At 72.2% G+C, this 12,414-nt stretch carries 8 protein-coding genes and 1 pseudogene; 7 read left to right on the forward strand and 2 right to left on the reverse strand.

The window, feature by feature from the left end:
* The first annotated feature begins 198 nt into the window (after nucleotides 1–198).
* Together ACZ4Z3_RS23160 and ACZ4Z3_RS23165 are read left to right on the forward strand one after the other, a co-directional pair.
* Nucleotides 199–1,800, forward strand: a complete 1,602-nt coding sequence (locus ACZ4Z3_RS23160; RefSeq protein WP_468502793.1) for an MFS transporter — start codon at nucleotides 199–201, stop codon at nucleotides 1,798–1,800.
* Between the two features lie 81 nt (nucleotides 1,801–1,881).
* Nucleotides 1,882–3,072: an acyl-CoA dehydrogenase family protein gene (locus ACZ4Z3_RS23165; protein WP_468502794.1), complete on the forward strand. Its 1,191-nt coding sequence runs from the start codon at nucleotides 1,882–1,884 to the stop codon at nucleotides 3,070–3,072.
* Nucleotides 3,073–3,111: 39 nt separating this feature from the next.
* Here ACZ4Z3_RS23165 and ACZ4Z3_RS23170 read toward each other — a convergent pair whose 3' ends face one another.
* Nucleotides 3,112–3,555: a cell division protein SepF gene (locus tag ACZ4Z3_RS23170; RefSeq protein WP_055538119.1), complete on the reverse strand. Its 444-nt coding sequence runs from the start codon at nucleotides 3,553–3,555 to the stop codon at nucleotides 3,112–3,114.
* A gap of 313 nt (nucleotides 3,556–3,868) precedes the next feature.
* On the opposite strand from ACZ4Z3_RS23170, the gene ACZ4Z3_RS23175 reads away from it, so the two are divergent.
* The 5 genes from ACZ4Z3_RS23175 (at nucleotide 3,869) to ACZ4Z3_RS23195 (ending at nucleotide 11,589) form a co-directional block, all read left to right on the forward strand.
* Nucleotides 3,869–5,092, forward strand: a complete 1,224-nt coding sequence (locus ACZ4Z3_RS23175; RefSeq protein ID WP_468502795.1) for a DUF5685 family protein — start codon at nucleotides 3,869–3,871, stop codon at nucleotides 5,090–5,092.
* Nucleotides 5,093–5,622: 530 nt separating this feature from the next.
* Nucleotides 5,623–7,422 (forward strand): FAD/NAD(P)-binding protein, encoded by a 1,800-nt coding sequence (locus ACZ4Z3_RS23180; RefSeq protein WP_468502796.1) that lies wholly within the window; start codon nucleotides 5,623–5,625, stop codon nucleotides 7,420–7,422.
* A 166-nt stretch (nucleotides 7,423–7,588) separates the two neighbouring features.
* Nucleotides 7,589–8,767 (forward strand): LLM class flavin-dependent oxidoreductase, encoded by a 1,179-nt coding sequence (locus ACZ4Z3_RS23185; RefSeq protein WP_468502797.1) that lies wholly within the window; start codon nucleotides 7,589–7,591, stop codon nucleotides 8,765–8,767.
* A 309-nt stretch (nucleotides 8,768–9,076) separates the two neighbouring features.
* Nucleotides 9,077–9,979, forward strand: a complete 903-nt coding sequence (locus ACZ4Z3_RS23190) for a S1 family peptidase (RefSeq protein ID WP_468502798.1) — start codon at nucleotides 9,077–9,079, stop codon at nucleotides 9,977–9,979.
* A gap of 530 nt (nucleotides 9,980–10,509) precedes the next feature.
* A complete protein-coding gene (locus ACZ4Z3_RS23195) occupies nucleotides 10,510–11,589 on the forward strand; it encodes a S1 family peptidase (RefSeq protein WP_468502799.1) in 1,080 nt (359 codons plus the stop codon).
* A gap of 92 nt (nucleotides 11,590–11,681) precedes the next feature.
* Here ACZ4Z3_RS23195 and ACZ4Z3_RS23200 read toward each other — a convergent pair.
* Nucleotides 11,682–12,376, reverse strand: a pseudogene (locus ACZ4Z3_RS23200) (hypothetical protein).
* Nucleotides 12,377–12,414 lie beyond the last annotated feature (38 nt).

Consider the following 12,414-nt stretch of genomic DNA (forward strand, 5'->3'; position numbering starts at 1 on the left):
CGGGGTGTCGCACGCCACACACCCCCGAAGCCGTCCATGAGACACCCGCCACGCTTCACCGGCCGGAACTCGCGTACCCTGACGGCTCACTCGCCTTTCGTTGCGCGGGTCCGGGCCGCCGCTCTCCCGGGCCGCAGCCGCCGGGGAGTCCCCGCCCCGCGGTCCCGCCGAACGCGAGAGCATCTGGGAGGTACGTACATGTCCGGGACGCCCACGGCCGCCGAGCGATGCCGTAGGGAGGCCGGGGCCGGTGCAAACCGATGGGTCGTCCTCGTCGTCCTCTGCGTCAGCCTGCTGCTCGTCGCCGTGGACGCCACCGTGCTGCACGTGGCGGTGCCCGCCGTCACCGAGGACATCAAGCCCGGCGCCATCGAGCTCCTCTGGATCGTCGACGTCTACCCGCTCGTCTGCGCCTCGCTGCTGATCCTCTTCGGCACCCTCGGCGACCGCGTCGGCCGCAGACGCGTCCTGCTCCTCGGCTACGCCCTGTTCGGTGTCGCCTCCGGACTCGCCGCCTTCGCCGAGAACCCGCAGGTCCTGATCGCGGCCCGGGCGCTGCTCGGCGTCGGCGGCGCGATGATCATGCCGGCGACGCTGTCGATCCTGCGGCAGGTGTTCCCCGACCGGCGCGAGCGCGCCCTCGCCATCGGCGTCTGGAGCGCCGTCGCCGCGGTCGGCGCGGCCGTCGGACCCCTGCTCGGCGGGTTCCTGCTGGAGCACTTCTGGTGGGGCTCCGTCTTCCTCGTCAACATCCCCCTGATGCTCGTCAGTCTGCCCGTCGGACGCCTGCTGCTGCCGGAGTCGACCGGCGACCGCGACGGACCGTGGGACGTCGTGGGCGCGCTGATGGCCGCCGTCGGACTCTTCGGTGTCGTCCTCGGCGTGAAGCGGCTCGGCGGCGGGCACCCCCCGTTCGACCCGGCTACGGCGGTGGCGCTTCTCGGGGGCGGGGTCCTGCTGGCCGCGTTCGTGCGCCGGCAGCGGCGCCGGAGGCATCCGCTGGTCGACCTGCGGATGTTCGCGCGGCCCGCGTTCAGCACCTCCGTCGGCTGCATCGTCCTCGCCATGCTCGCGCTGGTGGGCCTCGAACTGATCGCCGCGCAGTATCTGCAACTGGTCCTCGGGCTCTCCCCGCTGGAGACCGGGCTGCGGCTGCTGCCGCTGACCATCGCGGCGATGGCGGCCGGGCTCGTCGGCTCCCATCTGCTGCACCGCTTCGGCCCGCGCCGCATGGTGTCACTGGGCTTCTGCCTCACCGCGTTCGCCGTGGTGCTGCTCACGGCGATGGGCCGCCAGGACAACGCGGCGCTGCTGCTCACCGGGTTCGTCCTGCTGGGCTTCGGCCTGGAGACGACCTTGTTCGCGGCGTACGAGTCGATGCTGAGCGAGGCGCCCGCGTCGTCCGCCGGCGGGGCCGCGGCGATCGGTGAGACCTCCTACCAGCTGGGCGCGGGCATCGGCATCGCCCTCCTCGGCAGCGTGATGAACGCGGCGTACGCGCCGGGGTTGTCGTCGGTGTCGGGGGTGCCCTCGTCGGCGTCCGCGGCGGCGGGGCACTCGCTCGGGGAGGCGTACGAGGTCGCCGGGCGGTTGGGCGGGCCCGCCGGGGAGGCGCTGCGGCACGCGGCCCGTGACTCCTTCGTGCACGGTCTGCATGTGACGCTGCTGGTGAGCGCGGGCCTGTTGGTGCTGGGCGCGGTCATGGCGCTGCGGCTGCCGCGGGCCATGGAGTGCGAGGCGGACGTCCCGGGGCCGAGGGAGGCGACGGCGACGCCCGTCCGGGCGGAGTCGGTGCGCTGAGCCGTCCGGCACTGGGCGTGGCCGGGGCGTGTGGGTAACCTGCCTAGCGTTGCTAGTTTTAGTGAGCCGGAGGTTGCCCTCATGTCCGTGCCCGCGAAGTCGCCGTCCTTCGACCCCGCCGATCCGCTCGGCATCGACGACCTGCTCGAACCCGAGGATCTCGCGGTGCGGGACACCGTGCGCAGCTGGGCCGCGGACCGGGTGCTGCCGTTCGTCGCCGAGTGGTACGAGCGGGGCGAGCTGCCGGAGATCCGCGAGCTCGCCCGGGAGCTGGGGACGATCGGGGCGCTGGGCATGTCCCTCGAGGGGTACGGGTGCGCGGGGGCGAGCGCCGTGCAGTACGGGCTCGCCTGTCTGGAGCTGGAGGCCGCGGACTCCGGGATCCGGTCGCTGGTGTCCGTGCAGGGCTCCCTCGCCATGTACGCCATCCACCGGTTCGGCAGCGAGGAGCAGAAGGAGACCTGGCTGCCGCGGATGGCGGCCGGCGAGGTCATCGGGTGCTTCGGGCTGACCGAGCCCGACCACGGGTCGGACCCGGCCTCGATGCGGACGTACGCCAAGCGCGACGGCACCGACTGGCTCCTCAACGGGCGCAAGATGTGGATCACGAACGGGTCCGTCGCCGGGGTAGCCGTCGTGTGGGCGCAGACGGACGACGGCATCCGCGGGTTCGCCGTACCCACGGACACCGCCGGGTTCTCGGCGCCGGAGATCAAGCACAAGTGGTCCCTGCGTGCCTCCGTCACCAGCGAACTCGTCCTCGACGACGTCCGGTTGCCCGCCGACGCCGTACTGCCGGAGGTCAAGGGGCTCAAGGGGCCGCTCAGTTGTCTGTCGCACGCCCGGTACGGGATCGTGTGGGGCTCGATGGGGGCGGCGCGGTCGAGTTTCGAGGCCGCGCTCGACTACGCGAGGACCCGGGAGCAGTTCGGGAGGCCGATCGGGGGCTTCCAGCTCACCCAGGCCAAACTCGCCGACATGGCGGTCGAGTTGCACAAGGGGATTCTGCTCGCCCACCACCTGGGGCGGCGGATGGACGCGGGACGACTCCGTCCCGAGCAGATCAGCTTCGGCAAGCTGAACAACGTACGAGAGGCGATCGAGATCTGCCGTACCGCCCGCACGATCCTCGGTGCGAACGGGATCTCCCTGGAGTACCCGGTGATGCGGCACGCGACCAACCTGGAGTCCGTGCTCACGTACGAGGGCACCGTCGAGATGCACCAGCTCGTGCTGGGCAAGGCGCTCACCGGGCTCGATGCCTTCCGGTGACCGGGGGCACCGGAAGGCAGGGCGGTGAGCCGCCCTGCCTCAGCTCTGGTTGAAGAAGCCGTCGGCCGGCCGGCCGACGGCCTCGCCGCTGACGATCTCCGTGTCGGCGGGGGTCAGCAGGAACACGCGGTTGGAGACCCGCTCGATCGAACCGCGCAGACCGAAGATCAGGCCGGCCGCGAAGTCGACGACACGCTTGGCGTCGGCGGGCTCCATGTTCGTGAGATTCATGATGACCGGGACGCCGTCCCGGAAGAGCTCGCCGATGTGCCGTGCGTCGCGGAAGCTGTCCGGGGTGACCGTGCCGATCCGGCGGCCCTGCTCGTGGGCGGACTCGGACGCGACCTTCACGCGAGGGTCGGTGACCCATGCCTCGCCGGACCCGGACTCCCGCTCATCGGCGTAGTCGTCGTCGTAGTAACGCTCGTCATCGTTGTCGTCGACGAGGCCAAGCCAGGCACTCGCCTTGCGCACCGATCCCATGGACGCCTCCTCTCACAGCGGTCTTTTTCTCTTTCCGCATCCCTATCGTCGTCCATGATGCGGATGTCTCGCCAAGTGGATAGACGCCGCACGGGGGTTTCGTGACGGTACTGGTGCAGAACGAATTCGTCGAGAGTCCATGTGCCCCAAGGGCTGTGCTGTACACGTCTGCTGACTGGGAGTGAAATAATATTGTTCGCGGCGTTTGGGTGAGTGTCGAGCGTCCGGGTGAACGTTCCGGCGGCTACGATGCGGCGCAGTTCAGGCAGGTGCGCGTGGCCGTTCGGAGCGCGCGACAGACACGGGGGACGTCGTGTTCGGAATCGTGAGGCCCTGCGGCCATCGGCTCGGCGAGGGGCTGAAGACCCAGTGGATGGCACATCTGTGCGGACTCTGCCTCGCGCTGCGCGGGGATCACGGGCAGTTCGCGCGCATCGTCACGAACTACGACGGTCTGCTGGTCTCGGTTCTGACGGAGGCTCAGGCCGAGCGCACCACCGACTGGCGGCGCACCGCCGGGCCCTGCCCGCTGCGGGGGATGCGCACCGCTTCCGTCGCGCAGGGCGAGGGCGCTCGGCTCGCCGCCGCCGTCTCACTGGTCCTCGCCTCGGCCAAGGTGCGCGACCACGTGGCCGACGGCGACGGACTGCTGGCGCGCAAGCCGGTCGCGTCCGCCGCGCGCCGGGTCGCGACGAGCTGGGGGCGCGCGGGCGCGCGCACCGGCTCGGACCTCGGCTTCGACACGGCGGTGCTGGTCGACGCCGTGGACCGGCAGCTCGGCATCGAGGCACTCGCCGGGCCGGGAACACCGCTCTTGGCGGTGACCGAGCCGACCGAGACGGCGACCGCGGCGGCCTTCGCCCACACCGCGGTGCTCGCCGGACGCCCGGACAACGTCGAACCGCTCGCCGAGGCCGGCCGGCTCTTCGGACGGCTCGCCCATCTGCTGGACGCGGTCGAGGACCGGGCCGACGACGCCGCCTCGGGCGCGTGGAACCCGCTGACCGCGACCGGGACGTCCCTGCCCGAGGCCCGGCGGCTCGCCGAGGACGCCCTGCACGGCATCCGACTCGCCCTGCGCGGGGTCGACTTCGTCGACGGCAAGCTGGCCCATCTGCTGCTCGTGCACGAACTCCGGCGCTCCGTCGACCGGGCGTTCGGCACGGTGCCGGTCTGCGCGGCGCACCAGCACGGCGGGCCCCCGCAGCACGGCAACCCGTACGGAGGCGGCACCGGGAACCCGTACGGCGGGGCGGGCGGGAACAATCCCTATGGCGGGCCCGGCGGAAGCCCGTACGGGGGCGGCGGCGCCTATGGGGGCAGCGGCGGCGGGCCCGGCGGCTTCGGCGGAGTGCCGCAGCCGCAGCCGCCGAGGCGGCGGGGGTTCTGGGCCGGTTGCGGGATGTTCTGGTTGCTGTGCTGCACCTGCCAGTTGTGCTGCGCGAAGGAGTACGAAGGGCCGTGGTCCCGGAAGAAGCGGGAGGGCTGCTGCCGGGACTGCGACTGCTGCGATGCGTGTGACTGCTGCGACTGCTGACCCGCGGCCGGGCAGGGGATGCCGCTGCCGGCCGCGCGTGCGTCGTCGCGGGTGAGCGTGGTGAGGGGCGTGCGATGAGGGGTGCGCGTGTGAAGGCGAGCGTGCGGGATTGAGGGAGAACGCGAACGGCGCCCCGTGCTACGGGCGGGGCGCGCGGTGGGGTCGGCTCAACAGGAAGAGGACCACACGCGACCGAAGTCGATGTGGGAGCGCTTGACCAGCCACTGCTGCGAATGCATGAGCCCCAGTGGAACAGGCATCCGGTTGTGCGTCAACCGACTTGAGACGTAGCGCTCACAGTGCGGACAGCCTTGACAGTGCGGGGAACCGCCCCCGTACTCTCGGCACAGACCGCTGCTGAGGGGCTCGGTCGTGCGCGTCCCGGTACGCGCCGCGTGTGAAGGCGCCGTGTTCGACTCGACGTGCCACGGAGCCTTTCGCATGCCCTTTGCCTTTTCTCCTCCCCTTTCCCGCCGCCTTGTCGCCGCTTCCGCCGCTCCTGGGCGTTTCTCCGGGTCACGGCGGTCGCGATGAGCGACGCCGGTGGGAGCCCGCCGCGACCGTCGCTGGTGATCGTCGGGGCCGGGCCGCGGGGGACCGGGATCATCGAACGCATCGCCGCCAACCTGGGCGGGGCCCACGACGGACCCGGCTTCGACATCCATCTCGTCGACCCGTACCCGCCGGGCGCCGGACGCATCTGGCGGGCCGACCAGTCGCCGCTGCTGTGGATGAACTCGCAGGCCGAGGACGTCACGATGTTCACCGACGAGACGGTACGGATGGACGGCCCCGTACGGGAGGGGCCCACGCTGCACGAGTGGGCCGGACTCGACGGGCGGCACTTCACGGACCGGCGGATCCAGGGCGCCTATCTGAAATGGGTGTACGAGCGGGCCGTCGCCGACCTGCCGCCGGCGGTCACCGTCCGCCACCATCCGCGGCGCGCCCTACGGGTGGACGGTCCCCGTGACGGCCGGCAGCGGGTGTGGCTGGAGGGACGCCCCCGACCGCTCCCCGCGGACCTCGTCATCCTCGCGCTCGGCCACCTGGATGCGGAACTCGACGACGAGCAGCGCGCGTTGGGTGCGTACGCCGAGGCCCACGGACTGGTCCATCTGCCGCCGGACTTCACCGCCGACAGCGACCTGTCCCGGCTCGCGCCCGGTGAAACGGTGCTCGTACGGGGCTTCGGGCTCGCCTTCGTCGACCTCATGGCGCTGCTGACGGAGGGGCGCGGCGGACGGTACGAGGGCGACCCGGACGGCGAGCTGACCTACGTCCCGTCCGGGCGGGAGCCCGTCCTGCACGTCGGGTCGCGGCGCGGCGTGCCGTACCGCTCGAAGATCGGGTACGGGCTCGAGGGCGAGCGGCCGCCGCTGCCGCGGTTCTTCGGGCCGACCGAGGTCGACGAACTGCTCGCGCGTCAGGGCGGGTTCGACTTCCGGCGCGACGTGTGGCCGCTGATCGAGAAGGAGCTGGGGTTCGCTCACTACCACCGGCTGTACACCGCCCACCCCGAGCGGACGGCCATGGACCGGGCCGGTTTCGAGGAGAGGTACGCGGCGATCGAGGACGCGGCGGAGCGCGCGGCCCTGGTGGCGTCCGCGGTGCCGGACCCCGCCGACCGGCTGGACCTGGCCGCGCTGGACAGACCGTTGGCCGGGGCGCGCTACGGGTCGTACCGGGAGTTCCAGGAGGGGCTGCGGGCCCATGTCGAGGGGGACCTGACGCGCCGTCACGACCCGGCGTACAGCCCTGACCTCGGCGTCTTCCTCGGGCTGCTGTCGGTCTACGGGCAGCTGATCCGGCTCGGGGACATCGGCCCCTGGTGGCACGGGTTCTTCAGCTACCTCGCGTCGGGACCGCCCGGCCCCCGGCTGCGGCAGCTGCTCGCGCTGTCGCGGGCGGGCGTCCTCCACTTCGTCGGCGCGGACATGGCCGTCGCCGCGGAGGACGGGGTGTTCCGCGCGTCGAGTCCCACGGTGCCCGGCGCGACGGTCGAGGCGAGGGCGCTGGTGGAGGCACGGCTGCCGGAGCCGACGGTCGCGCGGGCGCGGGACGCGTTGCTGCGCGAGCTGTACGACGACGGGGGTGTGACCGAGACACCGGAAGGGCTGCTCGCCGTGGACCCGGCGGACGGGCGGCTGCTGGACCGAAAGGGGCGCCCCCACCCTCGGCGCTTCGCGCTCGGGCCGTACACCGACAGCCGCGCACCGGGCGCCTTCACCCGGCCACGCACCGGCGGCCCGGCGTTCCGCCAGAACGACGCGACCGCCCGCGCCGTCCTGGCGTTCCTCGGGCAGTCGTCGTATCGGTCGGTGGCGTGAGGGGAGGGGGAGGCGCCGGCTGGGTGAGCCGGTGCGGTGAGGGGGCCTGTGAGGGCTGTGGGGCGGCGGGGCGACCCGGGTGAGTGGGCGTGAGGTGGGGGGCGGGAGCGGGAGTCGGTCGGGAGTCGTCGGGCGGTGGTGGTGAGCGGTGGAAGGGGTTGGTCGTATGGGGTCGGGGTTCGGGCGGGGGGTGTTGCATCTGGCGGCGGGGGTGGATCTTCGGGGGGCCTGGGAGGGCGGCGCGTTCGTGGAGTTGGGGCGGCTCGCGGAGCGCGGGGCCCTGGACTTCGTGACACTCGGGGCCACGGGTGGGCGGCCGGGGCCGGACCCCTCGGCGGTGATGGCGCGCATGGCGCCGGAGACCCGGCGGATCGGGCTCGTGCCCACGCTCACGACGACACACGCCGAACCGTTCCGGGTGGCGGCCGCCGTGGCGACGCTCGACTGGGTCAGCCGGGGCCGCGCGGGCTGGTGGATCGACGTCTCGGCCACGGTCGCGGAGGCCCGGCCGCCGGGGCGCGGCCCCGCCCAACTCGGCGAAGCGCTGTGGCAGGAGGCCGGTGAGGTCGCGGACGCCGCCGCCCGGTGGTGGAGCGGCGCGGAGGACGGTGCCGCACGGTGGTGGAACGGCGCGGAGGACGGTGCCGCACGGTGGTGGAACGGCGCGGAGGACGGTCCCGGGGCGGGGAACGCGGCGAAGGGGGACCTCGCCGAGGGGGATGCCGAAGGAGCCGCCGAGGGCGGTGCCGAGAACAGATACGCCCGGACCGTCGGGGTCGTGGGTGGTGAAGGCCCCGGTGCCGGGCCGTCGGCCGTGCCCCCGTCGCCTCAGGGGCGCCCCGTACGGGTCGTCGACGCGACCGGGAGTGAAGCGCGGGGGACCGCGGCCCGGTGCGCGGACGTGGTGCTCGTGCGGGCCGCCGCCCCCGAGCAGGCCGCCGCCGTACGGGAGGAGGTGCGGGGTGCCGCGGCCGGGTTCGGCCGTGACCCCGACGAGGTGCGGACGCTCGCGGCGCTGCGTGTCGATCTCGGCGGCGGTGAGCACGCGGCGGAGCCGGGGCACGGCGGCGGTGGGCCCCGGTGGAGCGCACAGGGCCCGCTGTACCGGGGCGGGCCCGTCGACCTGGCCGAACTGGTCATCGCCTGGCACCGGGCCGGTGTCGTCGACGGCTTCCACTTCACCCCCGTCGAGCCGCGCCGTGATCTGGAGCGGCTCGTCAACGGGACCGTGGCCCTGCTCCAGCACCGTGGTCTGTTCCGTACCTTCTACCCCGGCAGCACCCTCAGGGAGCACTTGGGCCTCGCCCGTCCGGCCGAAAGGTGTACCGCCGCCGGGCGGTGGTGACCCTGCCCGACGGGGCGTCATGAGCCTGCAGCCTCAGGGGTGTGCCAGCATGGGCCGCGGGACGTCCGGGATTCACACAGAATCCCCACAACTCAGTCAGTGAGATCAACTGCCTTGCCCCCTGGGCCGGTTGGTGTTCGAGCGGCCGAAAGGCACTCTTGCGGGGATCGGTGGTACGGCCGAATACTTCCCCGCAGCGCCTTGTCAGGAGCACGGCATGTACGGAATCCGGACACGTGCCCCTGATTCGCGCCTCACGGGCCCAAACCCCACGCGGGCCCCCGACTTCCCTTTAGGAGGGAACGAACAGTGAGGATCAAGCGCACCACTCCCCGCAGCGGTATCGCGAGACGGACCCGGCTGATCGCCGTGGCCACCGGACTCGTGGCCGCGGCCGCCGCGACAGTCCCCACCGCCACCGCGGCAGACGCCCGAACGTTCAGCGCGGCGGAGCTCAAGAGCGCCAGCGCCGCGGTGCTCAAGGCGGACATCCCCGGTACCGCCTGGGCGGTCGACGAGAAGACGGACAAGCTCGTCGTCACCGTCGACAGCACCGTCTCCCAGGCCGAACTGCTGAAGATCAAGGAAGCGGCGGGCGACAAGGCCGGCGCTCTGACGATCAAGCGGACGCCGGGCAAGTTCAACAAGCTCATCAAGGGCGGCGACGCCATCTATGCGAGTAGCTGGCGCTGCTCGCTCGGCTTCAACGTCCGCAGCGGGAGCACCTACTACTTCCTGACCGCCGGTCACTGCACCGACGGCGCGGGCACCTGGTACTCCAACTCCGGTCGTACGACGGTCCTCGGCCCGACCACCGGGTCGAGCTTCCCGACCAACGACTACGGCATCGTGCGCTACAGCAACACGTCCATCGCCAAGGACGGCACCGCGGGCAGCGTGGACATCACCAGCGCGGCCACCCCGAGCGTGGGCACCAACGTCATCCGTACCGGCTCCACCACCGGTACCCGCACCGGACGCGTGACCGCTCTCAACGCGACCGTGAACTACGGTGGCGGCGACATCGTGTACGGCATGATCCAGACCACGGTCTGTGCCGAGCCCGGCGACTCCGGCGGCCCGCTCTACGGCAGCAACGGCGTCGCGTACGGTCTCACCTCCGGCGGCAGCGGCAACTGCAGCTCCGGTGGCACGACCTTCTTCCAGCCGGTCACCGAGGCCCTGAGCGCCTACGGCGTCAGCGTCTACTAGGCCGACCGGATCAGTCGGACCGCCGACCGGCCGCCGTGCCGGTCGGGCGGGCCGGCCCCGAGCGGGTGCTCTTCCCCCCGGCACCCGCGTCCGACCGTATGGCGTATCGCGGTCAGTAGTTCGAGCCCCCGCACGTGACGACGTGCGGGGGCTCGTCCTGTTGCGGCGGAGGGACCACCGACGGGAACTTCCGTCACAGGACGCTCCGCAGGGAACTGGGCCTCGGAGGGTCGACTTTCAGACAGGACCAGACCTCACCCGTTGCGCGGGAGGTCGTTGCGTTCTGTGTTTGCACTGTGAATTCGCATGGGGCATTACCGGACGGTAATGACATGGGAGGCGTGCGCCCACGGTGTGTGCTCGTCCTGAAGTCGACCTTGTGTGCTCCCTGTGCGCCTCGGAATAGTTGGCGCCGCACAGTTGGCATGGACGCGGCGTTTTTACCGTCCGCCGCCTCCATGTCCGTATTCCTTACGGCCGAACGGGGTCCCCACAACCTCTTCGGCCGACCCCCCACAGGAGGACGTGAGTTGAAGCACCGACGCATACCCAGGCGCCGTGCCGTCGTGACGGGTGCGGGCATCGCCGCGCTGGTCGCCGCGGGAGTGACCTTCCAGACTGCGAACGCGAGCGAGACCGCGCCGACCGCCCAGCCGAAAGCGCTCTCCGTGCTGGCGGCCGGAAAGCTCGCCTCGACCCTCGGTGAGGACCTCGGCGCCGACGCGGCGGGAACGTACTACGACGCGAAGAGCAAGCTCCTCGTCGTGAACGTGCTCGACGAGGCCGCCGCCGAGACCGTCGAGGCGGCCGGCGCCAAGGCCCGGATCGTCGAGAACTCCCTCGCCGAGCTCAAGAGCGCCCGTACGACCCTCAAGGACGACGCCACCATCCCCGGCACCTCCTGGGCCACCGACCCCACCACCAACAAGGTCGTCGTCACCGCCGACCGCACCGTCTCCAAGGCCGAGCTGGCGAGACTGACCGAGGTCGTGGACGGCCTCGGCGCCACGGCCGAACTCAAGCGCACCAAGGGTGAGTTCAGGACGTTCGTCGCGGGTGGCGACGCCATCACCGGCGGCAGCGGGCGCTGCTCGCTCGGCTTCAACGTGGTCAAGGGCGGCGAGCCGTTCTTCCTGACGGCGGGTCACTGCACCGAGGGCATCTCCACCTGGTCGGCCGGTGGCCAGGTCATCGGCCAGAACGCGGACTCCAGCTTCCCGGGCGACGACTACGGCCTGGTCAAGTACACGGCGGACGTCGACCACCCCAGCGAGGTCAACCTCTACAACGGCTCGACCCAGGCCATCAGCGGCGCCGCCGAGGCGACCGTCGGCATGAAGGTGACCCGCAGCGGCTCGACCACCCAGGTCCACAGCGGCACCGTCACCGGCCTCGACGCCACCGTGAACTACGGCAACGGCGACATCGTCAACGGCCTCATCCAGACCGATGTCTGCGCCGAGCCCGGCGACAGCGGCGGCTCCCTCTTCTCGGGTGACAAGGCGATCGGCCTCACCTCCGGCGGCAGCGGCGACTGCACCTCGGGCGGCGAGACGTTCTTCCAGCCGGTCACCGAGGCGCTGTCGGCGACGGGCACACAGATCGGCTGAGCAGATCGGCTGAGGCCGAGCGCGCGCCGGGCCTCCGGATCGGTTCAGAGCCCGGCACGCCGGAGGGCCGCCGTACGACCGGGGCCCGCGGCTCACGCCTCGGCGGGCCGGCGATCCGGCTCCCGTCTCAGGGCCGCCATCACCAAGGTGATGGCGGCCCCCGCCGTTGCCCAGACGGAGAGCACCAGCAGGGGACGGTGGTGTCGTTGCCCTCGAAGTACGCGATCGAGCGGGCCATCCGGACGCCCGCGCCCGGCGGGAGCGCCGGACCGATCGCCGCCCGCGCTCGGGTTGCCGGCGACCACCACCAGCGGCACGGCGACCCCGATACCGGCGATCCCGAAGACGCACTGGAGCGCCGGCGTCGCCGCGCCCACCACGAAGACGACCAGTGCCCCCAGACCCCACAGCGCCGCCACGCTTTCGGGTAGGGCGTGTTGGCGTCCCCGAGGCCGGCCGGGGCCACGTCCACCGTCCGCAGCGTGCGCCCCTCGGACCGCTCCGACACGCCGACGAGGGCGGCCGGCGCGTTGGCGAGGGAACGGCCGCCGCCGGAGGCGACCAGCAGGTCCCGGTGCTTCGGGTGGTGCAGGGCACCCACGTACGAGGCGATGAAAAGCAGCTGGAGGGCGAGTACGCCGACGACCAGCAGGGTGGCCCGCGGGGTGACCCCGTCCCTCAGCTCGTCGAGGAAGGACGGCGGGGAGGACGGTGGGGAGGCCGGGTCCGGTGCGGAGGCGGGGTCCGCCGCGGGGGACGGGCGGGGGCTGCCGGCCGGCTGCGTCATGTCGTCAAGGTCCGAGCCGCCGCGTGTTTGCGCAGGTG

The organism is Streptomyces sp. NPDC030296, assembly GCF_055572815.1.